A 24783-nucleotide genomic window follows, 5' to 3' on the forward strand; every position below is an offset into this window, starting at 1 on the left:
CCCGGTGCAGCCAACTCGTCCGAAGCCCTCTAAGCTTGTCGGTGGCGGCCCGCTCCCAATGACCCCCAGGTTGGTTGAGCGGGCCGTCGTTATGTCTTCGCTTCGCTTCGACTCACTTCGTTGTGTCTCCCGGGGGCCGAGCCCCCGGACCCCCACGGTGCCTCTGGTGCACCTTCCAGCGTGGCTGGTGTGGGGGTGCTTGCGTGGCGGTGCTTGCTTTGCCTTCGGCTTGATCCTTGTGCAAAGGAGCGGGCCCCTGTCTTGCGACAGGGGCCCGCTCCTTTGGTTCTTCTGGTCAGGCGAGGACTGTGGCCAGCGGCGTGTGCGGGAGGTCGTGCGCGACGGCTACTGGGGCGTTGGTTAGGGCGCCTGCCTGGGTGTTGAGGCCCTTTGCCAGGGCTTCGTCCGCCTGTAGTGCTGCCTTCCAGCCCTTGTCGGCCAGTTGGACTGCGTAGGGGAGCGTTACGTTTGTGAGGCCGTAGGTTGAGGTGCGGGGTACTGCTCCCGGCATGTTTGCTACGCAGTAGAAGACCGACTCGTGGACCGTGTACGTGGGGTCGTCGTGGGTTGTGGGGCGGGAGTCTGCGAAGCAGCCTCCCTGGTCGATCGCGATGTCGACCAGGACGCTGCCTGGCTTCATGCGGGAGACCAGCTCGTTCGAGACCAGTTTTGGTGCTTTTGCTCCTGGGACCAGTACTGCGCCCACTACCATGTCGGCCTGCAGTACCGACTCCTCTACCGAGAGCCTGGTCGACGTCACTGTGCGGATGCGGCCGCCGAAGTCGTTGTCGATCTGGCGCAGGCGGTCGACGTTGGTGTCCAGGATCTCGACGTCCGAGCCGAGGCCCAGCGCGACGCGGGCGGCGTTCAGGCCGGCCACGCCGCCGCCGATGACGACGACGCGTGCCGGGTGCACGCCGGGGATGCCGCCGGGCAGCACGCCGCGGCCGCCGCTCGGCTTCATCAGGGAGTACGCGCCGACCTGCGGGGCCAGCCGGCCCGCGACCTCGGACATCGGGGCGAGCAGCGGCAGCGCGCCGTTGGCGGTCTGGACGGTCTCGTAGGCGATCGCGGTGGTGCCCGCGGCCAGCAGCGCGTCGGTCAGCGGCCGGTCGGCGGCGATGTGCAGGTAGGTGAACAGCACCTGGTCGGCGCGCAGCCGCGGGTACTCCTCGGCGATCGGCTCCTTGACCTTGAGCACGAGCTCGCCCTGGGCCCAGGTCTCGTCCGCGGTGGCGAGGATCTTCGCGCCGGCGGCGACGTACTCCTCGTCGGAGATCGAAGAACCGACACCGGCACCGGTCTCGACGAACACGTCGTGCCCGCGCCCGACCAGCTCGTGCACGCCGGCCGGGGTCAGCGCGACCCGGTACTCGTGCTTCTTGATCTCACGGGGAACGGCGATACGCACGGTCGGCCTCCTGGGTCGGTCTGCGTCCGGAATCGGTGCGGTGGCTCCCCTCACGGTGAACCACCCGGACGGCGGTGTCATCGTGCTGAGCGGACAGTTGTTAGACGCGTTCATGGTGCTGAGTCGACAGGTCATTGACTTCGACCGTGCTTGAAGTTGCAGCCTGTGCGGCATGCGCGTGGTGTGGATGCGGGAGTTCGGCGGTCCGGAAGTACTCATCCCGGGGGAGGCCCCGGACCCGGTCGCGGGGGACGGCCAGGTGGTGGTCGAGGTGGCGTTCGCGAACATCACGTTCGTCGAGACGCAGCTGCGGGCGGGCGGCCCGGGGCCGTTCCGCCCCGAGCTGCCGATCGTGCCCGGCAACGGCGTCGGCGGCGTGATCAGCGCGGTCGGCGCGGGGGTGGACCCGGACCTCGCCGGGCAGCGGGTGGTCACCTCGACCGGCGGGTCCGGCGGGTACGCCCAGCGCGTCGCGGTGGACGCGGCGGCGGTGTTCCCGGTGCCGGAAGGCCTCGCGCTCGACGCGGCGGTGGCGCTGCTCGCGGACGGCCGCACCGCGACGGGCTTGATCCACGCGGCCGGGGTGCGGCCCGGCGAGCGGGTCCTCGTCGAGGCCGCGGCGGGCGGCGTCGGCGGTCTGCTGGTGCAGCTGGCGAAGGCCGCGGGCGCGTCGGTGGTGGGCGCCGCGGGCGGCCCGGCGAAGGTGGCCCAGGTGCAGGGGGCCGACGTCGTCGTCGACTACCTGCGGCCGGACTGGACGTCCGTGGCCGGTGAGGTCGACGTGGTCTTCGACGGCGTGGGCGGCGCCATCGGCACGGCGGCGTTCGGCCTGCTGCGTCGCGGCGGCCGGATGGCGATCTACGGCCTGGCGAGCGGTTCGTGGGCGGAAGTGTCCGAAGTGGACGCTGCCGCCCGCGACGTCACGCTGGTGCGTTCGCTCGGCGGCCCCGAAGACATGCGCACGTTCACGAAGTCGGCGTTGACGGAGGCGGCGGAAGGCCGCCTGGTCCCGCTGATCGGCCGGCGCTTCCCGCTGGCCCAGGCATCCGACGCCCACGCGGCGATGCAATCCCGCACCACAGTGGGCAAAACGCTCCTGGTGCCGTGAAAGCCGTGAATGGCACATTGAGGGACTCAGAGTCCCTCAATGTGCCATTCACGGCTTTGAGCGTCAGGCGCGGTAGGCGGACCAGGAGCTGGTCATGCGCGTGCCCTGGCCCGCGGTGAACTCGTATATGCAGCCGTCGTAGCTGTAGTCCATGAAGTTGTGGATCGGGTCGCTGCCCGCCGCCGAGCAGGTGTTCTTGCTCGCCGGGCAGCCGGACGTCGCGGTCGCTTCGGCCGGGGTGTCGGAGACGTAGTCGCCCGAACCGGAGCAGCCGCCCTGGAACGTGTGGTAGAGCCCCATCCAGTGGCCGACCTCGTGCGTCGCCGTGTCGCCTTCGTTGTAGTTGGTCGCCGAGCGGCCCGGGAGGGACTCGTCGAGGATGACGACGCCGTCGAGCTTCGGCGACGCGGTGTAGTTCCACGGGAACGTCGCCCAGCCGAGCAGGTCGTCACCGAGGTTGGCGGTGTAGATGTTCAGCGCGTTCTTGCCGCCCTTGCGCAGCGCGTTCTTCATGTTGCGCTCGGCGGACGTGCCGTCGGTGATGCCGTTGTACCAGGTGGAGTTGTTCGTGTAGTCCGTGCTCACCAGGCTGAAGCTGAAGCCCTTGCTGCCGTACGCGCTGTTGAGCACCGAGATCTGCTTGGTGATCGTGGCGGCCGGCAGGTTGCCGGTCGAGCCGCTGGTGATCACGTGGAAGTACACCGGGATCGACGTCGCCGCGGGCGCCAGCGCGGCGCGCTTGCCGGCCAGCTTGCTCTGCATGTCGGCTTCGACGCGGGCGGCTTCGGCCGGCGACAGGCTGTCGGAGTGGCCGTCCTTGCTGCGGTCCGCGGACTGGGTGGGCGTGAAGCAGTCGCCGCTCGGCGCCGCGACGGCGCTCCCGGCCGTGGCGCCCGGGACGGCCAGGGAAACCAGGGAGAGCGCGGACACCGCGCCCAGCTTCAGGGCCCTGCGAAAACTCATGGACACTCCTCTGCGACGACCCGGCTACCGCGGGTGGTGCAGCGAAAATGCGCCGGACAATCGCGAGAATCCACCCTCTTTCGGTGGGAAAGGACAATCCGTACGATCGGCGCGATCCATGCGGAGTAGTGCATGGGTGACGTGTTGAGCCGATCGGCTCAGCTCCAGCGCAACGCCACCAGCTGGGTGATCAGCGCGAGCCGGACGTCGGGGTCGTCGAGGTCCAGCGGGACCAGCTCCAGCAGCTTCCGCATCCGGTACCGCAGGGTGTTGGGGTGGATCCGCAGCTCGCGCGCCGCCGCGCGCGGGTCGCCGGGGTGCCGCAGCCACTCGTAGAGCGTGTCGGTGTACCCGGCTTTGCTCGTCTCGTCGTGGGCGCGCAGCGCGCCGAGCGGCCCGAGCTCCGCGACCTTCGCCGCGACCGCCGCCGTCGCCCCGCGGTGCAGCGCCAGCGCCGTCCAGGCTTCGTCGAAGGTGATGACGCGCTCGTCGAGGATTTCCGCGCGCAGCAGGCCGAGCGCTTCGTCGGCTTGGGCGCGCGACGTCGACAGGTCGCCGATCTCGCCGGGCGAACCGGCCGCGGCCCGCGGGGCGCCGCCGCGCCGGGACGCCGGCTGCGTCGCGAGCGCGTCGCGCAGCTCGGCCCAGCCACCGGAGCCGGCGCGGTCCGGGACCACGGCGTACAGCAGCCCGCCCAGCTCGGTCGCCACCGGACGGCGGCCGATGCCCTGGGAAAGCCGCTCCAGCAACGCGAGCCGCAGGCCCTCGGCGTCGCGGCCGTCGCCGCCGGTGACCTCGATGACGACCACGCGGTGCGGCTCGTCGGACAGGTCCAGCTCCGCCATCGCCTTGCGCGGGTTGGCCCGGCCTTCGAGCACGCCGCGCAGTAGCTCGGCCGACGCGCGGCGCTGCGCGTCCGTGTAAGCCCGGCGGCGCAGCAGGTGCAGCGCGACGACCGGGGCGGCGTCGGCGAAGGCGGCCGCGCGCTCGTCGGACACCGGCCCGGCGACCACCGCCCACATCGAGCCGAGCAGCTCCCCGCCCATCCGGATCGGCACGATCAGCCGCGGCAGCGTGCCGTCGCGCTGGGCCGGCACGAAGATCGTCTGCCGCCCGCGCGACAGCTCCCGGAACACGCCGCGCGAGCGGAACCGCGCGAGGACGTCGTCCGGGATGCGGCGGCCCATGATCGTGGCGACGCGCGCGGGGTCGGTGAGGTCCTGGCGGGCGGAGTAGGCGAGCACACGCGAGTTGGTGTCCTCGATGGTGACCGGAGCGTCCACAACGGACGCGACGGCGTCGGCGAGCCGGAACAGGTCGCCGGACCCGGTGTCGTTCTCGAGGTTCTCGGACTCGTCGGCGAGCGCGTCGAGCACGGTCCGCAGCAGCCACACGAGCTGCGCCCACGACGTCGCCGCGTGCACCTGGATCAACGCGATCCCGGCGGCCTTCGCGGCCCGTTTCACTTGGGTTTTCGCCGCGACGGGCGGCTTGAGCAGCACGGCGGCCGCGCCCTGTTCGGCGCTATGTTTCACCAGCTCGGCGGCATCTTCGGGCCCGGTGGTGGCGACCCCGAGCACCAGATCCCCGGCGGCGAGGGTGAGGCCCCCGCCGGGCTCGGCGATCACGACGTCGGCGACGGCGGGCGAGTCGTCGGGCACCTGGAGCGCGTGGAGCAGCGTCGGCCCCACCCGGTCGACCACGCTGCGCACCGACACCACGGCCTCATTCTGGCCGAAGCAGACCGCGGCCGCCCGCCCGGATCACCAGGTGCCGGATCCGGCCGTAGCCCCGTTCGTCCGAGTCGACGCACACATCTGAGGGTTCCGGGGCCGTTGACGAACTGACGCTCGCTGGCTGCGGCCCGGCGCCCTTCCACTGGGTGCCGGCCCGGTCGTGAGTGTTTAGGGCGGTTCTAACCGCCCTAAACACTCACGACAAGCCGCGGCAGACCGGCTAACGCGACAAGACCGCGTCCAGGACTCGGCGCAGCTCGGCCGCCGGGTCGTCGACCGGTTCCTTCGCGCGCCACGCGACGATGCCGTCCGGGCGGACCAGGGATGCGCCTCCCGGGGCCAGCCCGTACTTCGCCGCGAACTCCTCGCCCTCGATGGCGTGGCAGTCGACGTCGGCGGCGGCCGTCCACCGCGAGGCGTCGCCGGCGCACAGCAGGACCCAGGAATGGCCCAGCAAGTCCACTGTGGACGCCATGCCCGGCGCGCGGAACCCGGGCCGTCCGGTCGGCGTGTGGACGTCTTCGACGCGTGCGCCGTCGTCCGGCTCCTCCGGCAGCACGGCCGTCGAGCGGTAGCGGAAGCCGAGGACCGCCGCCAGCGGGTCCTCGGCCTTCGTCAAGCCGGAGACGTCCAGGTCGGGGTGCATGCGCTGCTTCAGGTTGTGCAGCGACATGTCGACAATCATCCGCGCGATCGGCTTCCGCTCGGCCTCGTAGGTGTCCAGCAGCGCGTCGCCCGCGTCGCCGCGGAGGACCGAGGCGAGCTTCCACGCGATGTCCGCGCCGTCGCCGACCGCGGTGTTGCCGCCCTGGCCGCCCGACGGCGGAGTCACCTTCGCCGCGTCGCCGGCCAGGAAGACGCGGCCGGCGCGGAACCGCTCCGCGATCCGCGCGGCGATCTCCCACGAGCCCGTCCAGACGATCTTCGGGTCGAGCTCGGGCAGGTCGGTGGCGGTGCGGATCATCGCGACCAGCCGGTCGTGGCCGAAGTCGTCCGGGCTCTCGCCGCGTTCCGGGTGGTAGTCCGGGGCGAAGACGTACCGGCCGGCGACGTCGGTGTTCGACAGCCCGGCCGTGAACTCCGGGTTCTGCAGGTAGAAGAGATCGGTCACGCCCGCCTTGACGCGGTCGCCGAGGTCGGCGTCGAACACCACGCCCAGGCAGTGGCTGAGCCCGTCCAGGCCCTCGGTCGGGATGCCCAGCAGCTGCCGGATCCCGCTGCGCCCGCCGTCGGCCGCGACGACGTAGTCCGCGCGCACCACCGTCTCCTCGCCGGAGTCGCGGTGCCGCAGCGTCGCGGTGACGCCGTCGTCGTCCTGCTCCAACTCGGCCAGCTCGGTCCGGAACCGGACGCGCGCGCCCGCCTTCTCCGCGGCCGCCAGCAGGATCGGCTCGACGACGTCCTGCCCGGCCATGCCGTGCGGCATCGTGGTCGTGGCCGAGACGTCGAACTCGCTGCCGTCCTCCATGAGCCGGTGGAAGACCTGGCCGGCCAGGCTGGTCGCGACCGTGATCCGCAGGCCCTGCGACGCCCTCGGGCTCGCGTGCAGCACGTCGTCGTCGATGCCCGCCCAGTGGAACAGCTCCATCGTGCGCCAGTTCTGCCCGGACGCTCGCGAGTGGACCGACGTTCCGGTGTGCCGCTCGACCGTCAGCACGTCCACTCCTTCCCGCGCCAGGAACATCGACGCCGACAGCCCGCCGAGCCCGGCCCCCACGACCAGCACCTGTGTCCGTTCCGCCATGACTACCTCCCGTGAAGTCTCCCTGTAAAAGTATTTTAGGTACAAAGAGATTCGATCCGCAAGATAATTCTCGACAGCAACCCCGGGTAGCGTGTCTCCCAGGACGTGGGAACGGTTGGGTACTCCGTTCGGCCGAAGTAGCTTCGGACAAGCAGCCCTCCAGCACCCCCTTGAGCCGCAAGGAGAACCGATGAGCGCGGACGACACCTCGGCGTGGTCCTTCGAGACCACGCAGATCCACGCGGGCGCCGCGCCGGATCCAGCGACGGGCGCGCGGGCGACGCCGATCTACCAGACGACGTCGTACGTCTTCCGCGACAGCCAGCACGGCGCCGACCTGTTCAGCCTGGCCGAGCCGGGCAACATCTACACGCGGATCATGAACCCGACCCAGGACGTCCTGGAGCAGCGGGTCGCCGCGCTCGAAGGCGGCGTCGCGGCGCTCGCGTTCGCGTCCGGTTCGGCCGCCACCACCGCGGCGATCCTCAACCTGGCCAACGCGGGCGACCACTTCGTCTCCAGCCCGTCGCTCTACGGCGGCACGTACAACCTCTTCCACTACACGCTGCCGAAGCTGGGCATCGAGGTCTCGTTCGTCGAGGACCAGGACGACCTCGAGCAGTGGCGCGCCGCCGTCCGCCCGAACACGAAGCTGTTCTTCGCCGAGACGCTGGCCAACCCGGGCAGCAACGTCCTCGACGTCCGCGGGGTCGCCGACACCGCGCACGAGGCCGGTGTCCCGCTGGTCGTCGACAACACCGTGCCGACGCCGTTCCTGCTGCGCCCGATCGAGCACGGCGCCGACATCGTCGTCCACTCGGCGACGAAGTACCTCGGCGGCCACGGCACCACGGTCGCCGGCGTGCTGGTCGACGGCGGCACGTTCGACTTCGGCAAGGACGCGGCGAAGTTCCCGGGCTTCAACGAGCCGGATCCGAGCTACCACGGTCTCAAGTACTGGGAGGCGCTCGGCCCGGGCGCGTACGCGGCCAAGGCGCGCGTCCAGATCCTGCGCGACACCGGCGCGGCGATCTCGCCGCTGAACAGCTTCCTGATCCTGCAGGGCATCGAGACGCTGTCGCTGCGCATCGAGCGGCACGTGTCGAACGCGCAGGCGCTCGCCGAGTGGCTCGAGCAGCGCGACGAGGTCGAGAAGGTCTACTACGCGGGCCTGCCGTCCAGCCCGTTCTACTCCGCGGCGCAGAAGTACCTGCCGCGCGGCGCGGGCGCGGTCCTGTCGTTCGACCTGCGCGGCGGTGTCGCGGCGGGCCGGAAGTTCGTCGACGGCACCGAATTGCACAGCCAGCTGGTGAACATCGGTGACGTCCGCAGCCTGATCGTGCACCCGGCGTCGACCACGCACAGCCAGCTCTCCCCGGAGGAGCAGCTGGCCAGCGGCGTGACGCCGGGCCTGGTCCGGCTCGCCGTCGGGCTGGAGGGCATCGAGGACCTCAAGGCCGACCTGGAGGCCGGATTCCGGGCGGCCAAGGCGGATCTGTGACGGCTGAGCCCGTCACCGGGGCCTGGCGGATCGGTGATCCGCCAGGCCGCAGGCAGTTCGTCACCGGCCCCGAGCTCACGCTCGAGGCCGGTGGTGTGCTGCCCGGGTACACCCTGGCCTACGAGACGTGGGGGACGCCGAACTCCGACGCGTCCAACGCGATCCTCGTCGAGCACGCGCTGACCGGCGACAGCCACGCCGCCGGCCCAGCGGAGCGCGGCCACCCCAGCGCGGGCTGGTGGGACGGCCTGATCGGGCCCGGGAAAGCCTTGGACACCAAGGAGTTCTTCGTTGTGGTCCCCAACGTGCTCGGCGGCTGCCAGGGCTCGACCGGGCCGTCCTCACCCGATCCCGACGGGACGCCGTGGGGCAGCCGCTTCCCGGTCGTGACGGTCCGGGACCAGGTCGCGACCGAGGCCGTGCTGGCCGACGCGCTCGGGATCACGCGCTGGGCGGCCGTCGTCGGCGGGTCCATGGGCGGGATGCGCGCGCTCGAGTGGGCGGTTTCGCTGCCCTCGCGGGTGGCGACGGTGCTGGTCCTGGCGTCGACGGCGCGCGCGTCGGCCGAGCAGATCGCCTGGGCGGCCCCGCAGCTGCACGCGATCCGCGCCGACCCGGACTGGCACGGCGGTGACTACTACTCGGCGCCGGCCGGGCCGTACCGCGGCCTCGGCGTCGCGCGGCGGATCGCGCACGTGACCTACCGCAGCGAGCCGGAGCTGGCCGATCGGTTCGGCCGGAACTACCAGCGCGGCGAGGATCCGTTGCGGGGTGGGCGGTTCGCCGTCGAGTCCTATTTGGACCACCACGCGGAGAAGCTGGCCGGCCGGTTCGACGCGAACAGCTACCTGGTCCTGACGGAGTCGATGAACACCCACGACGTCGGCCGCGACCGCGGCGGCGTCGCGGCGGCGCTCGGGCGCGCGACGGCTCGCGCGGTGATCGGCGGGGTGGACAGCGACCGGCTCTACCCGCTGTACCAGTCGGCGGAGATCGCGGCCGGGATCAAGGGCACGACGGAGCCTGCGGTGGTGACGTCGCCGTACGGCCACGACTCGTTCCTCATCGAGACCGAGCAGATCGCCGCGCTGGTGAAGGCGTTGCTGGGCTAGCGGCCCGCGACCCGTTCGCCCAGCCGCACCAAGCGGTTCGCGACCCGGCGGGACGCGCCGGCCGCGACGTCGCCGAGGCGCTCGGCCGCCTTGTCGGACAGCTTCGCCACCCGCCAGGCGACGTCGTCGGCGCGCTCGCCCGCCTCGTCGCCGGCCGTGCTGATCCGGTCCGCGAGACGGCCGGTGCCGGCGACGAGAAGATCCTTGAGTGCCATGGCTTTCCCTCCTAGAGCATCCCGGCGCGGCGCCAGAGCACCGCGCTCGGCCCGCCGATCAGGTCGTTCTCCCGCAGGAACCGCACCAGCTTCCGGGCACCGAAGGAGAGCGTCTCCCGCCGGTGCGCGCTCGACCGCGCGGCCGCGACGGCCACCGCGGGGTCGAGCCCGGCGCGCTGGTACTGCCGCGGCCGGGACAGCAGCCGCGACATCAGCAACGCGCCCGCGGCAACGACAATGCGCGTGAACTCCTTGCGCCACCTCGGCGCATCGGCCAGCGAACGGACCAGGTCGTCGCGCGCGTAGCGGACGTGCCGCGCCTCTTCGGTGACGTGGATCCGCATCACCGCACGCACCACCGGCTGCACCGACTCGTCGTCGAGGTGCTCGCGCTGCAGGGCGTCGAAGATCTCTTCGCCGATCAGCGTGGCCACCCACATCGCGGGCCCGTGCAGGATCAACGGCAACGTCTGCGCGGACCGTTGCAGCCAGCGGTTGTTGCGGTAGGGCCGGCCGCCGACGCGCTCGATCAGCGTCGCGAACATCGTGGAGTGCCGGCATTCGTCGGCGACCTCGGTCAGCGCGTAGTGCACGTGCCGCGTCGTCGGGTCCTGCCGGTAGGACGCGCGCAGCAACATCTGCATCAGGATGATCTCGAACCAGATGCCGACGCTGACGGTGTTGACCAGCTCTTGGCGCGACAGCTCGATCCGCTGCGCGCGCGTCAGCGTGTCCCACAACCGCGTGCCGTACAGCGAAACCAGCCGTTCGGGGATGAAGAACTGGTCCTCGTTCAGCGGCGCGGCCCAGTGGACGTCGACGTCCGGGTCGTAGGAGAGCCGGGCGCTCGACTTGAGCAGCCTCTCGGCCGTCGCTTCACGATCACCCATGCGTGCCTCCCCGTGTCCTGAAACAGGAGAACGCATGAAACAAGTTCCGTCAAGTTGTAAAGCAGCCTAGGGTTGCCCCATGCGCAACCTCCTGCAGCACGCGCTTGACGCCGAGCTGCCCGGTGACGAGACGTCCGAACGGATCATGGGCGCGGCCCTGACCCAGGCCGAGGACTTCGGGCTGCGCCGGTTCACCGTGGACGACGTCGCGCGCCGCGTCGGGCTCTCGCGCGTGACGATCTACCGGTACTTCCCGAAGAAGGACCAGCTGCTCAACGCGCTGATCCTGCGGGAGATGAAGCGGTTCCTGACGAAGGTCGACGCCGTCCTCGAAGCGCAGCCGACGCCGGAGGAGAAGCTCATCGAGGGGTTGAGCTTCTCCCTGGTGTACCTGCGGGGGCACCGGCTGCTCAACCGCCTGCTGCGCACCGAACCGGAGCTGATCCTGCCGCACCTGACGGTGCAGGCCGGCGGCCTGTTCGCGGCCGCGCGAGCCCGGATCGCGACGCACTTCCGCGCGGAGGTCGCCGCGGGCCGCCTGAGCCTGCCGGACGACGACATCGACGGCATGGCCGAGCTGCTCATCCGGATCGTGGTCTCCCTGGTGCTGACACCCGAGACGGTGCTGCCGGTGGACGACGACGTCGAACGCCGTCGCGTCGCGGAGCTGTACCTGACCCCGATCGTGCGCTCCTTGCGCCCGGCGTAGACGCGTCACTTTCGTAGGGAAAGATGCGTCGCCGCCGGGTCGAGGCGCATCTTTCCCTATGAAAGTGACGCCTCAGTCCGAGACGGCTTCCGAGATCCAGGGCGCCACCGGCAGGTCGCGGTCCAGGCACTCCACCGACAGCCGGATCGTCCAGCGCAGGGCCTGCAGCACCAGGCTGTCGACCTCGTCGGGCGCCGCGTTGGCCAGGGCGATCTCGACCTGCTCCTGCGCCGCCTCGGTGTTGCCGTGCACCTCGGCGAGCAGCGTCCGCACGGCCGTCCGCACCGGCGGGTCGGCCTGGTCGATCGAGACCTCTTCGCCGTCCTCGTCGAAGACCTGGACCTTGACCGGCGCACTGCCGCCGTCGCCCAGGGTGGAGACCATCGCGCTGCACTCGCCGAACAACAGCAGCATCAGGTCCTTGGTCTCGTCCGCGCGGGCCTGCGGTTCGGCGGCCGTCGGGGCGAGCTCGCCGAGCGCCACGGCGTCGTTGCCGAGGCTCAGCGCGGTCAACGCGCGCTGCGCCTTCTCTACGAGCTGCCGTTCCGGCTCGCTCCAGTCCGGGTCCACGTGCCCCATCAAACACCAGCGACGGCGCTCGTGGGGATACCTTGATCCGGGTCGGTCATCCGGCCGCGCGCAACGCGCCCAGCGCGAGGCGGCAGAGCAGTTCCGCGAGTTCGGCATCACCGAGATGGCGGTTGTACGGCGTCGAGTTGATCAGTCCGAACACGGCGTGCGCCGCCGATCGCGCCTGCCGTTCGCCCAGCTCCGGCAGCGCGTCGCGGATCGCGCGGACCCACACTTCGACGTATTGCCGCTGCAGCGCGCGCACCTGCTTGCGGTCGGTGTCGGTGAGGTTCGCGAGGTTGCGCTCCTGGACGGTGATCAGCGCCGGGTGCTCGAGCGCGAAATCGACGTGGAACCGGACCAGTCCGCTCAGCGTGTCGTCCGGTTCGCCGGGCCGGCTCGCCCGCGCGGTGCCGCCGTCGAGCAGGTAGCGGCTGATCGAGTTCAGCATCTCGCCGAGGATGGCGTCCTTGCTGCGGAAGTGGCGGTAGAGCGCCGGGCCGGAGATGCCGACCGCGGCGCCGATGTCGTCGATGCCGACGCCGTGGAAGCCGTGGTGGGCGAACAACTCGGCGGCCGCGGACATGATCTGTTCGCGTCTGTTCGCCTTCTCGCCGTTCACGAGGGGGGTCGGGTTCGCCGGCATCCGGCCATATTAGAGCGGGCCGGTTAGCGAGCGCTAACAGCGGATCACGACTTAAGTCTTGGGCCAAGAGGATTACTTGCGAGTAACCGCTCTTCCTTGTGAAGGCCTCACCTGGTGTGCTTTTACTGTCGGTTCTGTCACAAAGGAGTGGCCCATGGGGGTTCCGATCCGTACCGCGCGACGTTTTCTCCTGCGGCTGACCACAGCACTGGGTGCCGTCGCCCTGTCCACCCTCGGCGTCGTGGGCACCGCTCATGCCGCCGGGGCCGTCTACGCCGCGCTCGGCGACTCCTACTCCTCCGGGGTCGGGGCCGGCAGCTACGGCAGCTCCGGGAGCTGTTACCGCAGCTCGAACGCCTACGCCCAGCTGTGGACCAACGCCCACGCCGGCACGGCGCTCACGTTCCTGGCCTGTTCCGGCGCCAAGACGCCGGACGTCATCGGCCAGGCCAACTCGATCCCCGCCAACGCGACCCTGGTCACCGTCACCGTGGGCGGCAACGACGCCGGCTTCACCGACGTGATCCAGACCTGCACCCTCGGCAGCGACGCGGACTGCACCAACCGCGTCAACACCGCGAAGACCTACGTCAACAACACCCTCCCGGCGCTGCTGACGAACACCTACAACGCGATCAAGGCGAAGGCGCCGAGCGCGCGGCTCGTCGTCCTGTCCTACCCGCGCTTCTACACCGTGCCCGGCTCCTGCTGGGTCGGGCTGAGCGACACCAAGCGCACCGCGATCAACTCGGGCGCCGACACGCTGGCGTCGGTGACGGCGTCGCGGGCGGCGGCGGCGGGCGCGACGTTCGTCGACGTCCGGCCGGCGTTCACCGGCCACAACATCTGCTCCTCGGCCGGCGACTACCTGCACAGCCTCACCTGGCCGGTCATCGAGTCGTACCACCCGACGGCGGCCGGCCAGTCCGGCGGCTACTACGCCCCGCTTCGGGGTGCCATCGGCTGAACCCGGTCCCCTCCGGTCGTGAAGGCCATCCCGGTGCGTCCGGGGTGGCCTTCACGGCGTCCGGGTGACTGGACAGTCAGGTTAGCGGTCGCTAACATCGGGACGGAGGTTAACGACCGCTAACTTCGAGGGAGCCCATGGACACGCCGGCTCTGGGGACGTCTGCTGCCCCGGACAGCGAGGCTTACGCCCGCAACGCCACATCCCACGCGGAGCTGGTCGAAGACCTCCGCAAACGCCTCTCGAGCGCCCGCCTCGGCGGCCCGGAGAAGTCGCGCACCCGGCACGTCGAACGCGGCAAGCTGCTCCCGCGCGACCGCGTCGACACGCTGCTGGACCCGGGTTCGCCGTTCCTCGAGCTGTCGCCGCTGGCCGCGAACGGACTGTACGACGACGAAGCGCCGTCGGCCGGCATCATCACCGGGATCGGGCGCGTCTCCGGACGCGAGTGCGTGATCGTCGCCAACGACGCCACCGTCAAGGGCGGCACGTACTACCCGATGACGGTGAAGAAGCACCTGCGCGCCCAGGAGGTCGCGCTGCACAACAACCTGCCGTGCGTCTACCTGGTGGACTCCGGCGGCGCGTTCCTGCCGCGGCAGGACGAGGTATTCCCGGATCGTGAACACTTCGGCCGGATCTTCTACAACCAGGCGACGATGTCCGCGCGCGGCATCCCGCAGATCGCCGCGGTGCTCGGTTCGTGCACCGCGGGCGGCGCGTACGTCCCGGCGATGAGCGACGAGGCCGTGATCGTCCGGAACCAGGGCACGATCTTCCTCGGCGGCCCGCCGCTGGTGAAGGCCGCGACCGGCGAGGTCGTCACGGCCGAGGAGCTGGGCGGCGGCGACGTCCACTCGCGCCAGTCCGGCGTCACCGACCACCTGGCCGACGACGACGCGCACGCGCTGCGGATCGTCCGCTCGATCGTCTCGACGCTCGGGCCGCGCACGCCGCGCCCGTGGGACGTCCTGCCAACCGAAGCACCGGCCGTCGACCCCAACGAGCTGTACGGCGTGGTGCCGGCCGACTCGCGCACGCCGTACGACGTGCGCGAGGTGATCGCGCGGATCGTCGACGGCAGCCGGTTCGGCGAGTTCAAGAAGGAGTACGGCTCGACGCTGGTCACCGGGTTCGCTCGGATCCACGGCCACCCGGTCGGCATCGTCGCGAACAACGGCGTCCTGTTCGCCGAGTCCGCGATGAAGGGCGCGCACTTCATCGAGCTGTGCGACAAGCGCTCGATCCCGCTGCTGTTCCTGCAGAACATCACCGGCTTCATGGTCGGCAAGGCGTACGAGGCCGGCGGCATCGCCAAGCACGGCGCGAAGATGGTCACCGCGGTGGCCTGCGCGCGGGTGCCGAAGCTGACCGTCGTGATCGGTGGCTCGTTCGGGGCCGGCAACTACTCGATGTGCGGCCGGGCGTACTCGCCGCGGTTCCTGTGGATGTGGCCGAACGCGCGGATCTCGGTGATGGGCGGCGAGCAGGCGGCGTCGGTGCTCTCGACGGTCCGCCGCGACTCCATCGAGGGGCGCGGCGGCGAATGGTCCACAAAGGACGAAGAGACGTTCAAGGACCCGATCCGCGAACAGTACGAGGCGCAGGGCAGCCCGTACTACTCCACCGCGCGGCTGTGGGACGACGGCGTGATCGACCCGGCCGACACCCGCACGGTCCTCGGTCTCGCGCTCTCGACCGCGGCGAACGCTCCCTTGTCCGATGTCAACTACGGCGTCTTCCGGATGTGATCATGTTCGACTCAGTATTGGTCGCGAACCGTGGCGAGATCGCGGTGCGGGTCATCCGCACGCTGCGTGACCTCGGCATCCGCGCCGTCGCCGTCTACAGCGACGCCGACGCCGAGGCGCGGCACGTCCACGAGGCGGACACCGCCGTCCGGATCGGGCCCGCCGAAGCCGCTCGCAGCTACCTGTCCATTCCGGCCATTGTGGACGCTGCCGTTTCTTCGGGCGCGCAGGCGGTGCACCCGGGGTACGGCTTCCTGGCCGAGAACGCCGCGTTCGCGCGGGCCTGCGAGGACGCCGGGCTGGTGTTCATCGGCCCGCCGGTCGCCGCGATCGACGCCATGGGCGACAAGATCCGCGCCAAGGCGACGGTGTCGAAGGCCGGCGTCCCGGTCGTGCCCGGAGCGTCCGATGTGGACATCCCGGCCGGCGGGTTCGCTTCTGCCGCGGCCGAGGTCGGGTACCCGCTGCTGATCAAGCCGTCCGCCGGCGGTGGTGGCAAGGGCATGCGGCTGGTCCACGCTCCCGATGAGCTGGACGAGGCCATCGAGTCGGCGCGGCGCGAGGCCAAGAGTTCCTTCGGGGATGACACCCTGCTGATCGAGCGGTTCGTCACGACCCCGCGGCACATCGAGATCCAGGTCATGGCCGACACGTTCGGGCACGTGATCCACCTCGGCGAGCGCGAGTGCAGCCTGCAGCGGCGGCACCAGAAGATCATCGAGGAAGCGCCGTCGGTGCTGCTCGACGAGGCGACCCGCGACAAGATGGGCACGGCGGCCGCCGAGGCGGCGCGCTCGGTCGGGTACGTCGGCGCGGGCACGGTCGAGTTCATCATGTCGGCGCACAACCCGGACGAGTTCTTCTTCATGGAGATGAACACCCGGCTGCAGGTCGAGCACCCGGTCACCGAGCTGGTCACCGGCCTCGACCTCGTCGAGTGGCAGGTCCGCGTCGCCGCCGGCGAACGGCTTTCCGTCGCGCAGTCGGACGTTTCCCTGCGTGGCCACGCCGTCGAAGCGCGGGTGTACGCCGAGGACCCGGCGCGCGGGTTCATCCCGACCGGCGGCACGGTGCTGGCCGTGCACGAGCCGTCCGGTGACGGCGTGCGCGTCGACTCGTGGCTGGCGCCCGGCGCGGTGATCGGCTCGAACTACGACCCGATGCTGGCCAAGGTCATCGCCTGGGGCCCGGACCGCGCGGCCGCGTTGCACCGGCTCGACCGGGCGCTGGCCGACACGGCGGTGCTGGGCGTCGGCACGAACACCGCGTTCCTGCGGGGATTGCTGGCGGACGAGGACGTGCGGTCCGGACGTCTCGACACCGAACTGGTCGACCGTCGTCTGTCCGCATTGGTCTCGTCGGAGGTGTCCGCGGAGTTCTTCGTCGCGGCCGCGTTGGACCGCCTGCTGGAGCTGCAGCCGTCGGGTTCCGTTGTGGACCCGTGGGACGTGCCGGACGGCTGGCGGATGGGCGCGGCCGGCGGCGTGACGTTCCGGCTGAGGTCCGGCCAGACGTCGGCCGTGGTGCGAGTGGAGGGCACGCCTGCTGCGGCGACCGTCTTCCTCGACGACGCGGCGCCGGTGCGCGTCTCGGCTCGCCGTGACGAGTCCCTGCTGGAGGTTCGCCAGGGCGGCGTGTTCCACCGGTACCGGCACGCGTCCGGTCCTGATCGGACAGTGTGGCTGGCTCGCGACGGTCAGAGCTTTCCCTTCGGGGAGCAGGAGTTCGTGCTCTCGTCACGCGGCGAGGCCGCCGGGGCCGGGCCGGTCGTCAGCCCGATGCCGGGCACCGTGCTCGTCGTCAAGGTGGCCGCGGGTGACGTCGTGCGTGCCGGGACGCCGCTGCTGGTCGTCGAGGCGATGAAGATGGAGCACACGGTCACCGCGCCGATCGACGGCGTGGTCAGCGAACTTCCCGTCCGGGCCGGCCAGCAGGTCGCGCTCGACGAAACCCTTGCCATAGTTACCAATCCGGCCAAAAGTAGCATTCAGCCGTGACTGTGGTCGGATTAGTAACGATCAGCACAGTGAAGCCTCAAGAGGAGCAGCAGTGATCGACTTCCGCCTGGACGAGGAGTACGAGTCCCTACGCAAGACGGTCGAGGACTTCGCGCACGCCGAGGTGGCGCCGGTGATCGGCGCGCTGTACGAGAAGGAAGAGTTCCCGTACGAGATCGTCGCGAAGATGGGCGAGATGGGCCTGTTCGGCCTGCCGTTCGCGGAGGAGTTCGGCGGCATGGGCGGCGACTACTTCGCGCTGTGCCTGGCCTTGGAAGAACTCGCCCGCGTCGACTCGTCGGTCGCGATCACGCTGGAGGCGGGCGTTTCCCTCGGCGCGATGCCGATCTACCGCTTCGGCACGCAGGAGCAGAAGGAAAAGTGGCTGCCGTCGCTGTGCGAGGGCACGGCCTTGGGCGGCTTCGGCCTGACGGAGCCGGGCGGCGGTTCGGACGCGGGCGCGACCCGCACGCGAGCGCGTCAGGACGGCGACGACTGGGTCGTCAACGGCAGCAAGGCGTTCATCACGAACTCGGGTACGGACATCACCCGCCTGGTCACGGTCACCGCCGTGACGGACGTGATGGAGAACGGCCGCAAGGAGATCTCGGCGATCCTCATCCCGTCGGGGACGCCGGGCTTCGAGGTCGCGCCGAAGTACTCGAAGGTCGGCTGGAACTGCTCGGACACCCACGAACTGTCCTTTTCGGACGTCCACGTCCCGCTGGCGAACCTGGTCGGCACGCGCGGCCGCGGGTACGCCCAGTTCTTGTCCATTTTGGACGAAGGCCGCGTCGCGATCGCCGCGCTGTCGGTGGGCCTGGCGCAAGGCTGCGTCGACGAGTGCCTGGGGTACGTGAAGGACCGCGTCGCGTTCGGCAAGCGCATCGGCGAGTACCAGGCGATCCAGTTCAAGATCGCCGACATGGAGGTCCGCACGCACACAGCCCGCCTGGCGTACTACCAGGCGGCGTCGAAGATGCTGCGCGGCGAGCCGTTCAAGAAGGAAGCGTCGATCGCCAAGCTGGTGGCCTCGAACGCCGCGATGGACAACGCGCGCGACGCGACGCAGATCTTCGGCGGCTACGGGTTCATGAACGAGTACCCGGTGAGCCGCTTCTACCGCGACGCCAAGATCCTGGAGATCGGCGAGGGGACGAGCGAGGTCCAGAAGATGCTGATCTCGCGCCACCTCGGCGTCGGCTGAGCTGTTCGCCTTCGCCGAAGGCCGCACGCGCGTGCCCTCGGTCCGGTAAACAGGGGGCATGGACAACACCGTCATCCGATCGGGTGACCCCGGGGACGTCGACATCCTGCTGCGCTTCTTCGACGAAGCCGTCGAGTGGCTGGTCGCCCGGGGCAGCTCGAAGCAGTGGGGGACCGAGCCGTGGAGCGTCGTCCCGAAGCGCGTCGAGCGGGTCGAAGGCATGGTCGCCGACCCCGGGCTGCGCATCGCGATGGTCGGCGGCGAGCCAGCGGGCGCGCTGATCGTCTCCGAGGAGCACGACCCGCACGTGCCGGCCGTCGACGAGCGTGAGCTATACGTGCGGCTGCTGATCACCTCCCGGCGGTTCGCCGGGCAGCGCGTCGGCGGGCGGCTCGTCGAGTACGCGCTCGACGAGGCCAAGCGCCGCGGCATCGACCTCGTGCGCGTCGACTGCTGGGCCGGCGGCGACGGCGACCTGCAGCGCTACTACGAGAGCCAGGGCTTCAAGCCGACCGTGCGGTTCGACGTCGACGGCTGGACCGGTCAGGTGCTGGAGCAGCGCGTGGGGTAGCGCGATCGCGGCCGGCGAGCGACACTGTTGACGCGTTGCCAACAGACGAAGGAGCCGCCATGGCCGAGCATCTCGCGGGCAAGGTCGTCGTCATCACCGGCGGCGGGCAGGGGATCGGCGCGGCGACCGCGTCGGCGCTGGCCCGGCTGGGCGCGCGGGTGGTGATCGGTGACCTCGACCAGGTCCGGGCCGAGAAGACGGCCGGTGAGCTGGGCGCCGACGCGCTGCCGCTGGACGTCACCGACATCCGCGGTTTCACCGAGTTCCTCGACGAGGTCGAACGCCGGCACGGCCGCATCGACGTGCTGATCAACAACGCCGGGATCATGCCGCTCGCCGGCCTCGAGGAGGAGAGCGACGCGACGACCCGGCGGCAGCTCGAGATCAACCTGCACGCCGTCATCCACGGCACCCGCGAAGCGATGAAGCGGATGCGCCCGCGCCGCAGCGGGCACATCGTCAACGTCGCGTCGTTCGCCGGCAAAGCGGGCTTTCCGGGCGCGGCGACGTACTGCGCGACCAAGCACGCCGTCGTCGGGCTGTCCGAGGCCGTGCACCTGGAGCTGCACGGCTCCGGCGTGCACGTCTCCTGCGTGATGCCCGCGATCGTGCGGACCGAGCTCGCGAGCGGCCTCGGCGAGGCGAAGCTGTTCAAGTCCGCGAGCCCGGAAGACGTCGCCGACGCCATCGTCGGCACACTGCGGAAGCCGAAGTTCGACGTCTTCGTGCCCCGGTCACTGGGTCCTATGGGCAAACTCACGGGACTGTTGCCGCGACGGGCCGCCGAAAGGCTCGCGCGGACGTTGAAAGCGGACCAGCTTTTGGCTTCAGCGGCCCATTCCCCGGCTCGTGCGGCGTACGAGGCGCGGGCCGCGGAGAGCGCTCCCGGGGCGGGCCCGGAGTAGCTCGGACGGCCTAGCGACTGTCCGAATTGGACGTGCTTGCCGGGTGCTTGCAGGTGTGGTGATGTTGAGCCGCGCGCGTCCGCACTGGCAAGATTGCCTGGAATCCCCGGGGGACCTCCAGGAGGCAAGAGAAATGGCTTCACCGCCCGCACGGCTGGCCGCCGCGGCGTCGAACGTGGTCGGCAAGGTGCTGCACGGCGGGGTCGCCGATCTCCGCCCGATGCCGCGGGTGCTGATCGACCAGGGCCCGAACCGCTCGGTGTACCGGATGACGCACAGCAGCCGTCCGGTGTCGGGGCCGCCGATCCTGCTGGTGCCGCCGCTGGCCGCGCCGGCGATCTGCTTCGACCTGCGCCGCGGCTGCAGCCTCATCGAGCACCTCGTCGAGGCCGGCCGCAACGCCTACCTCGTCGACTACGGCATGGTCGCGTTCTCCGACCGCCGGCTGGGCATCGAGCACTGGATCGACGAGGTGCTGCCGCGCGCGATCCGCAAGGTCAGCGCCGACAACGGCGGCCAGGCCGTGCACCTGGTGTCGTGGTCGCTCGGTGGGATCTTCTCGCTGCTGGTGAACGCCGACCAGCCGGACCTGCCGATCGCGTCGATCACGGCGATCGGTTCCCCGGTGGACTTCACGGCGATCCCGATCGTCGCCCCGTTCCGCCCGCTGGTCGACCTGACGGGCGGCCACCTGCTGACGCCGATCTACCGCGCGTTCGGCGGCGCACCGTCCTATTTGGTCAGCCGCGTGTTCAAGGCGACGGGCATCAGCAAGGAGATCACGAAGCCGATCGCGATCCTCAAGAACCTCGACGACCGGGACTACCTGGCCCAGATCGAGGCGGTGGACCACTTCATGGACAACATGTACGCCTACCCGGGCCGCACGTTCGGCCAGCTGTACCACCGCCTGTTCCGCACGAACGACCTGGCGGAGGGCAAGGTGGACCTGAACGGCCGGGTGATCTCCCTGTCGACGGTGAAGGTCCCGACGCTGGTGGTGGCGGGCCAGAACGACACGATCGCGCCCCAGGCGTCGGTGGAGCGCGTGGTGGAGCTGCTGGACAACGCGCCCGAGGTCCGCTTCAAGACCGCGCCGGGCGGGCACCTGGGCGTCCTGACCGGCCGCAAGGCGCGCGGCACGACGTGGCGCTACCTGGACGAGTTCCTCGACGACCGGATCGCCGCGTCGGAGTGACCTCGCCGGACGTGCGCCATCGCGGTTACCCGGCGCATCTCGCTCCGAAAGCCGTGAAGGCCCCCTTCCCGGCCATAAGAGCCGGTAAGGAGGCCTTCACGGCTTTCGCTTACTTGAGCTGAGCGGAAGTCTTCCCCAGCACTCGGCGGGCCACGATCAGCTGCTGGATCTGCTGGGTCCCCTCGAAGATGTCGAGAATCTTCGCGTCCCGGGCCCACTTCTCCAGCAGCGACTCCTCGCCGTAAGCCCCGGTCAGCTCGACGCACTTCAGCGCGATGTCCACCACCGAGCGGCCGGCCTTGGCCTTCGCCATCGACGCCTGCAGCGAGTTCGGCTTGCGGTTGTCCGCCATCCACGCCGACTCGAGCGTCAGCAGGTACGCCGACTCGTAGTCCGCTTCCAGGCGGATGAATTCCGCCGCCGCCGCGTGCTGGGTGTGTGCCGGGCGGTCGTAGTCGATGACCACGCCCGCGTCGGTCAGGATCCGCCGCGTTTCCTCCAGCGCCGCCCGCGCGACGCCGATCGCCATCGCCGCCACCAGCGGGCGGGTGTTGTCGAACGTCTGCATGACGCCGGCGAAACCCTTGGCCGTGTCGATTTCCGGCGTGCCCAAGAGGTTCTCCGCGGGGACACGGCAGTTCTCGAAGCGCAGCACCGCGGTGTCCGACGCGCGGATGCCGAGCTTGTGCTCGACGCGCACCACCTCGAAGCCCGGCGTGCCCTTCTCGACCACGAACGACTTGATCGCCGCGCGGCCCTTCGTCTTGTCCAGCGTCGCCCACACCACGACCGCGTCCGCGCGCTCGCCCGACGTCACGAAGATCTTCTCGCCGTTGAGCACGTAGTCGTCACCGTCGAGACGCGCGGTCGCCGTGATCGCGGCCGAGTCCGAACCGCACGACGGCTCGGTGATCGCCATCGCCGCCCACAGCCCGGAGAAACGCTTGAGCTGCTCGTCGGTCGCGACCGAGCCGATCGCCGCGTTGCCCAGGCCCTGGCGCGGCATCGACAGCAGCAGGCCGACGTCACCCCAGCACATCTCGATCGTGCCGAGGACGACGTTCAGGTTGGCGCCGTTGCGGTTGCCCTTCTTGGCGTCGTCGGAACCGGAACGCCGGACGCCCGCGGCTCCCGCGCCACCTTCGCCGGAAGAGTTCAGGCCGTCCAGCAGCGCCGCGAACATGTCGAGCTCGGCGGGGTAGGTGTGCTCCGCGCGGTCGTACTTGCGCGAGATCGGCCGGAACACCTCGGCCGCGGCCTGGTACGCCTGGTTGATCAGCGCGCCGGCCTTCTTGGGAGCTTCCAGGTTGATCATCGGTTCAAAGCCCTTTCCTAAAGAAGGACGGCGCCTTCCATGACGCCGATGGCCCGCAGGTCCCGGTACCAGCGCTCGACCGGGTGCTCCTTGACGAAGCCGTGCCCGCCGAGCAGCTGCACGCCCGCGTTGCCGATCTGCATGGCCTTGTCCACGGCCAGCTTCCGGGCCAGCGCGACCTCGCGGGCGTAGGACTTGCCCTGCTCGGCCAGGGACGCGGCGCGCAGGGTGACCAGCCGCAGCCCCTCCAGCTCGATCGCGATGTCGGCGACGGAGAACGCCACGGCCTGCCGGTGGCTGATCGGCTCGCCGAACGCCGTCCGGTCGTTGACGTAGGGGACGACGTAGTCGAGGACGGCCTTCGCGGTGCCGGTGGCCAGCGCCGCCCAGCCCAGCCGCGAAAGCCGGACGAGCTCGGTGAAGACGTCGAGCTTGCCGCCGCCGAGCAGCGCGCCCGCGGGCAGTGCGACGCTCGAGAGGTGCAGCTTGCCGGTCGCGGCGCCGCGCAGGCCCATCGCCGGCTCGGCCTCGATGGTCACGCCCGCGTTCGACGACTCGACGAGGAACAGCGCCGGGCCGCGGCCTTCGAGGTCGGTCGAGACGATGAACAGCTCCGCCTGCGCCGCCCGCGGAACCAGCGACTTCACGCCGTCGAGCTGGTAGCCCTTGGGGGTGCGGCGAGCCTTCGTCGCGGGCTTGAACGGGTCGTACAGCGCCCGCTGTTCCTGCAGCGCGAGCGCCGCGGCGGGCACGTTCTCGCCGACGAACGCGGGCAGGTAGTCCGCCTGCTGCTGCTCGTCGCCCCAGCTGACCAGCGCGGTGCTGACCGCGGACGGCGCGAGCACCGCGACCGCGAGCCCGAGGTCGCCGTGCGCGAGGGCCTCCGCGACCAGCGCGTTGGTGACGACCGAGCGTTCGGTGCCGACGCCGCCCAGCTCCTCGGGGATGCCGACCAGGCTGATGCCCAGCTCGGCGGCCCGGCTCAGCAGGCCTTCCGGGGCTTCGAGCTTGGCGTCGGCGTCCGCGGCGGCCGGGCGCAGCTGCTCGGCGGCGAACTCCGTCACCGTCTCGACGATGAGCTGCTGGTCCTCGCTCGGCGTGAGGTCGAACAGCCCGGTGTCGGACGTCGGCGCGAGCCGGGCGGGCTTGCCCAGTTTTTGCACAGACTTGAACGACCGGGTCGCCGCGCCGGCGGCACGGAAGCCGTTGCGCGTCCCCGCCGTGACCAGGCCTTCGATGGGCTTGCGCAGCCCGGCCCGATCCACGACCTTGCTCCCGGCCAGCCGGGTCAGCGCCGAAAGGCCCCAGCCCATCGCGTCCCGTTTCCTTGGCGCAGCCATGTGGCCCTCCATCCCGTTACCTACTCGTGAGTAGGTTAACGCGGGATGCGGCTCGGCGCCAGTGCGGGGTCACTTACGAGTGAGTCAGCCGGGCCGAGACGTCCCAGAGGGCGCGCGCGACGGCGGCGTCGCTGTCCGCGGGCCGCCGCCGGGCCGGCTTCGGCGTCTCACCGGATCGCCCGCCCGGGCCGAGGTAGGCGTTGCCCGGGACGTCCTCGGTCGCGGCGAAGAGCGTGGGCAGCGCGCCGTACTCCGTCTTCTTCTGCGTGATCAGCGGGTAGAGCGCCTTGACCACCACCGCCTGGACGCCGCCGGCGTGCCGGTCGAGCCCGGTCCGCGCGACGCCCGGGTGCGCCGCGACCGCCAGGACCTTGCTGCCGGCTTCGGTGAGCCGGCGCTGCAGTTCGAGCGTGAACAGCAGGTTCGCCAGCTTCGACTGGCCGTACGCGCGCATCGGCGAGTAGCGGCGGCGTTCCCAGTTCAGGTCGGCCAGCTCGATCTTGCCCGTCCGGGACAGGCCGGACGCCACGGTCACGACCCGTCCGGTCAGGTGCGGCAGCAGCAGGTTCGTCAGCGCGAAGGGCCCGAAGTGGTTGACGGCCATGTGCGTCTCGAAGCCGTCGACGGACTTGCCGTACGGCACGGCCATCACGCCCGCGTTGTTGACGAGCACGTCGAGGTCGCCGGACCAGCCGTCGGCGAACGCGCGCACGGAAGCCAGGTCGGCGAGGTCGAGGCGGCGGACCTCGGTGTCACCGGGCGGCGGCGTGACGCGGGCGGGGTCGCGCACGGCGAGCACGACGTGCGCGCCGCGGGCGGCCAGGTCGCGGGCGGTGATGGCACCGAGGCCGCCACCGGCGCCGGTGACGACGAAGGTGCGGCCGGAGAGTGAAGTGGTCATGCGCTCAGCGTCGTCGCGTCCGGCGC

At 70.6% G+C, this 24783-nt stretch carries 22 protein-coding genes; 11 read left to right on the forward strand and 11 right to left on the reverse strand.

What is annotated here, in order from left to right:
• Nucleotides 1–295: 295 nt before the first annotated feature.
• A complete protein-coding gene (gene ald, locus ACLJQZ_RS15605) occupies nt 296–1411 on the reverse strand; it encodes an alanine dehydrogenase (protein WP_410620688.1) in 1116 nt (371 codons plus the stop codon).
• 172 nt (nt 1412–1583) lie between these two features.
• On the opposite strand from ald, the gene ACLJQZ_RS15610 reads away from it, so the two are divergent.
• Nucleotides 1584–2519 carry a zinc-binding dehydrogenase gene (locus tag ACLJQZ_RS15610; protein WP_410620689.1) on the forward strand — a complete coding sequence of 312 codons (936 nt, stop codon included), beginning with the start codon at nt 1584–1586 and terminating at the stop codon, nt 2517–2519.
• A gap of 63 nt (nt 2520–2582) precedes the next feature.
• On the opposite strand, the gene ACLJQZ_RS15615 is transcribed toward ACLJQZ_RS15610, so the two are convergent.
• The 3 genes from ACLJQZ_RS15615 to rdmE form a co-directional block, all read right to left on the reverse strand.
• Nucleotides 2583–3482, reverse strand: a complete 900-nt coding sequence (locus ACLJQZ_RS15615; RefSeq protein WP_410620690.1) for a zinc metalloprotease — start codon at nt 3480–3482, stop codon at nt 2583–2585.
• Between the two features lie 158 nt (nt 3483–3640).
• Nucleotides 3641–5203, reverse strand: coding sequence for a PucR family transcriptional regulator (locus ACLJQZ_RS15620; protein WP_410620691.1), 1563 nt, complete (start codon nt 5201–5203; stop codon nt 3641–3643).
• A gap of 235 nt (nt 5204–5438) precedes the next feature.
• On the reverse strand, nt 5439–6962 hold the full coding sequence (rdmE, locus tag ACLJQZ_RS15625) for an aklavinone 12-hydroxylase RdmE (RefSeq protein ID WP_410620692.1): 1524 nt from the start codon (nt 6960–6962) through the stop codon (nt 5439–5441).
• A 190-nt stretch (nt 6963–7152) separates the two neighbouring features.
• On the opposite strand from rdmE, the gene ACLJQZ_RS15630 reads away from it, so the two are divergent.
• Together ACLJQZ_RS15630 and ACLJQZ_RS15635 are read left to right on the forward strand one after the other, a co-directional pair.
• Complete coding sequence (locus ACLJQZ_RS15630) at nt 7153–8463, forward strand: bifunctional o-acetylhomoserine/o-acetylserine sulfhydrylase (protein WP_410620693.1); 1311 nt, start codon at nt 7153–7155, stop codon at nt 8461–8463.
• Nucleotides 8460–9575: a homoserine O-acetyltransferase gene (locus tag ACLJQZ_RS15635; protein WP_410620694.1), complete on the forward strand. Its 1116-nt coding sequence runs from the start codon at nt 8460–8462 to the stop codon at nt 9573–9575. The genes ACLJQZ_RS15630 and ACLJQZ_RS15635 overlap by 4 nt, the downstream gene beginning before the upstream one ends.
• Here the strand turns inward: ACLJQZ_RS15635 and ACLJQZ_RS15640 are convergent.
• Both ACLJQZ_RS15640 and ACLJQZ_RS15645 read right to left on the reverse strand, forming a co-directional pair.
• The gene (locus tag ACLJQZ_RS15640; protein WP_247057370.1) at nt 9572–9790 is read right to left on the reverse strand and encodes a hypothetical protein; all 219 of its coding nucleotides are present in this window, start codon (nt 9788–9790) and stop codon (nt 9572–9574) included. The two genes, ACLJQZ_RS15635 and ACLJQZ_RS15640, sit on opposite strands and share 4 nt — an antisense overlap.
• 11 nt (nt 9791–9801) lie before the next feature.
• Nucleotides 9802–10680, reverse strand: a complete 879-nt coding sequence (locus tag ACLJQZ_RS15645; RefSeq protein WP_410620695.1) for an AurF N-oxygenase family protein — start codon at nt 10678–10680, stop codon at nt 9802–9804.
• A gap of 79 nt (nt 10681–10759) precedes the next feature.
• On the opposite strand from ACLJQZ_RS15645, the gene ACLJQZ_RS15650 reads away from it, so the two are divergent.
• Nucleotides 10760–11389 (forward strand): TetR/AcrR family transcriptional regulator, encoded by a 630-nt coding sequence (locus tag ACLJQZ_RS15650; protein WP_247057366.1) that lies wholly within the window; start codon nt 10760–10762, stop codon nt 11387–11389.
• Between the two features lie 72 nt (nt 11390–11461).
• On the opposite strand, the gene ACLJQZ_RS15655 is transcribed toward ACLJQZ_RS15650, so the two are convergent.
• Together ACLJQZ_RS15655 and ACLJQZ_RS15660 are read right to left on the reverse strand one after the other, a co-directional pair.
• Nucleotides 11462–11968: a hypothetical protein gene (locus ACLJQZ_RS15655; protein ID WP_326944237.1), complete on the reverse strand. Its 507-nt coding sequence runs from the start codon at nt 11966–11968 to the stop codon at nt 11462–11464.
• Nucleotides 11969–12014: 46 nt separating this feature from the next.
• Complete coding sequence (locus ACLJQZ_RS15660) at nt 12015–12605, reverse strand: TetR/AcrR family transcriptional regulator (protein WP_410620696.1); 591 nt, start codon at nt 12603–12605, stop codon at nt 12015–12017.
• Between the two features lie 154 nt (nt 12606–12759).
• On the opposite strand from ACLJQZ_RS15660, the gene ACLJQZ_RS15665 reads away from it, so the two are divergent.
• The 7 genes from ACLJQZ_RS15665 to ACLJQZ_RS15695 all read left to right on the forward strand — a co-directional run bounded on the left by ACLJQZ_RS15665 (nt 12760) and on the right by ACLJQZ_RS15695 (nt 21201).
• Complete coding sequence (locus tag ACLJQZ_RS15665; RefSeq protein ID WP_410620697.1) at nt 12760–13572, forward strand: SGNH/GDSL hydrolase family protein; 813 nt, start codon at nt 12760–12762, stop codon at nt 13570–13572.
• A gap of 137 nt (nt 13573–13709) precedes the next feature.
• Nucleotides 13710–15323, forward strand: coding sequence for a carboxyl transferase domain-containing protein (locus tag ACLJQZ_RS15670; RefSeq protein ID WP_410620698.1), 1614 nt, complete (start codon nt 13710–13712; stop codon nt 15321–15323).
• Nucleotides 15324–15325: 2 nt separating this feature from the next.
• Nucleotides 15326–17320 (forward strand): acetyl/propionyl/methylcrotonyl-CoA carboxylase subunit alpha, encoded by a 1995-nt coding sequence (locus tag ACLJQZ_RS15675; RefSeq protein ID WP_410620699.1) that lies wholly within the window; start codon nt 15326–15328, stop codon nt 17318–17320.
• A 52-nt stretch (nt 17321–17372) separates the two neighbouring features.
• Nucleotides 17373–18527: an acyl-CoA dehydrogenase family protein gene (locus ACLJQZ_RS15680; RefSeq protein WP_247057353.1), complete on the forward strand. Its 1155-nt coding sequence runs from the start codon at nt 17373–17375 to the stop codon at nt 18525–18527.
• Between the two features lie 58 nt (nt 18528–18585).
• The gene (locus ACLJQZ_RS15685) at nt 18586–19098 is read left to right on the forward strand and encodes a GNAT family N-acetyltransferase (protein WP_410620700.1); all 513 of its coding nucleotides are present in this window, start codon (nt 18586–18588) and stop codon (nt 19096–19098) included.
• Nucleotides 19099–19157: 59 nt separating this feature from the next.
• The gene (locus ACLJQZ_RS15690; RefSeq protein WP_410620701.1) at nt 19158–20003 is read left to right on the forward strand and encodes an SDR family oxidoreductase; all 846 of its coding nucleotides are present in this window, start codon (nt 19158–19160) and stop codon (nt 20001–20003) included.
• 133 nt (nt 20004–20136) lie between these two features.
• Nucleotides 20137–21201, forward strand: a complete 1065-nt coding sequence (locus tag ACLJQZ_RS15695) for an alpha/beta fold hydrolase (protein ID WP_410620702.1) — start codon at nt 20137–20139, stop codon at nt 21199–21201.
• A 109-nt stretch (nt 21202–21310) separates the two neighbouring features.
• Here the strand turns inward: ACLJQZ_RS15695 and ACLJQZ_RS15700 are convergent, their stop codons facing one another.
• From ACLJQZ_RS15700 to ACLJQZ_RS15710, 3 genes are all read right to left on the reverse strand, one after another.
• Complete coding sequence (locus ACLJQZ_RS15700; RefSeq protein ID WP_410620703.1) at nt 21311–22516, reverse strand: acyl-CoA dehydrogenase family protein; 1206 nt, start codon at nt 22514–22516, stop codon at nt 21311–21313.
• Between the two features lie 17 nt (nt 22517–22533).
• Nucleotides 22534–23829 carry an acyl-CoA dehydrogenase family protein gene (locus tag ACLJQZ_RS15705; protein WP_410620813.1) on the reverse strand — a complete coding sequence of 432 codons (1296 nt, stop codon included), beginning with the start codon at nt 23827–23829 and terminating at the stop codon, nt 22534–22536.
• A gap of 100 nt (nt 23830–23929) precedes the next feature.
• Nucleotides 23930–24757, reverse strand: coding sequence for an SDR family NAD(P)-dependent oxidoreductase (locus tag ACLJQZ_RS15710; RefSeq protein WP_410620704.1), 828 nt, complete (start codon nt 24755–24757; stop codon nt 23930–23932).
• Nucleotides 24758–24783: the final 26 nt, after the last annotated feature.

This window comes from Amycolatopsis sp. cmx-8-4, from assembly GCF_046548675.1.
In the GTDB taxonomy this organism is placed as follows: Bacteria; Actinomycetota; Actinomycetes; order Mycobacteriales; family Pseudonocardiaceae; genus Amycolatopsis.

Excerpts from the sequence above, each read along its gene's own strand:
- ACLJQZ_RS15610 (WP_410620689.1), top strand. The coding sequence starts at position 1,584 with ATGCGCGTGGTGTGGATGCGGGAGTTCGGCGGTCCGGAAGTACTCATC.
- ACLJQZ_RS15615 (WP_410620690.1), bottom strand. The coding sequence starts at position 3,482 with ATGAGTTTTCGCAGGGCCCTGAAGCTGGGCGCGGTGTCCGCGCTCTCC.
- rdmE (WP_410620692.1), bottom strand. The coding sequence starts at position 6,962 with ATGGCGGAACGGACACAGGTGCTGGTCGTGGGGGCCGGGCTCGGCGGG.
- ACLJQZ_RS15630 (WP_410620693.1), top strand. The coding sequence starts at position 7,153 with ATGAGCGCGGACGACACCTCGGCGTGGTCCTTCGAGACCACGCAGATC.
- ACLJQZ_RS15640 (WP_247057370.1), bottom strand. The coding sequence starts at position 9,790 with ATGGCACTCAAGGATCTTCTCGTCGCCGGCACCGGCCGTCTCGCGGAC.
- ACLJQZ_RS15645 (WP_410620695.1), bottom strand. The coding sequence starts at position 10,680 with ATGGGTGATCGTGAAGCGACGGCCGAGAGGCTGCTCAAGTCGAGCGCC.
- ACLJQZ_RS15650 (WP_247057366.1), top strand. The coding sequence starts at position 10,760 with ATGCGCAACCTCCTGCAGCACGCGCTTGACGCCGAGCTGCCCGGTGAC.
- ACLJQZ_RS15655 (WP_326944237.1), bottom strand. The coding sequence starts at position 11,968 with ATGGGGCACGTGGACCCGGACTGGAGCGAGCCGGAACGGCAGCTCGTA.
- ACLJQZ_RS15660 (WP_410620696.1), bottom strand. The coding sequence starts at position 12,605 with ATGCCGGCGAACCCGACCCCCCTCGTGAACGGCGAGAAGGCGAACAGA.
- ACLJQZ_RS15665 (WP_410620697.1), top strand. The coding sequence starts at position 12,760 with ATGGGGGTTCCGATCCGTACCGCGCGACGTTTTCTCCTGCGGCTGACC.
- ACLJQZ_RS15670 (WP_410620698.1), top strand. The coding sequence starts at position 13,710 with ATGGACACGCCGGCTCTGGGGACGTCTGCTGCCCCGGACAGCGAGGCT.
- ACLJQZ_RS15675 (WP_410620699.1), top strand. The coding sequence starts at position 15,326 with ATGTTCGACTCAGTATTGGTCGCGAACCGTGGCGAGATCGCGGTGCGG.
- ACLJQZ_RS15685 (WP_410620700.1), top strand. The coding sequence starts at position 18,586 with ATGGACAACACCGTCATCCGATCGGGTGACCCCGGGGACGTCGACATC.
- ACLJQZ_RS15690 (WP_410620701.1), top strand. The coding sequence starts at position 19,158 with ATGGCCGAGCATCTCGCGGGCAAGGTCGTCGTCATCACCGGCGGCGGG.
- ACLJQZ_RS15695 (WP_410620702.1), top strand. The coding sequence starts at position 20,137 with ATGGCTTCACCGCCCGCACGGCTGGCCGCCGCGGCGTCGAACGTGGTC.
- ACLJQZ_RS15700 (WP_410620703.1), bottom strand. The coding sequence starts at position 22,516 with ATGATCAACCTGGAAGCTCCCAAGAAGGCCGGCGCGCTGATCAACCAG.
- ACLJQZ_RS15705 (WP_410620813.1), bottom strand. The coding sequence starts at position 23,829 with ATGGGCTGGGGCCTTTCGGCGCTGACCCGGCTGGCCGGGAGCAAGGTC.
- ACLJQZ_RS15710 (WP_410620704.1), bottom strand. The coding sequence starts at position 24,757 with ATGACCACTTCACTCTCCGGCCGCACCTTCGTCGTCACCGGCGCCGGT.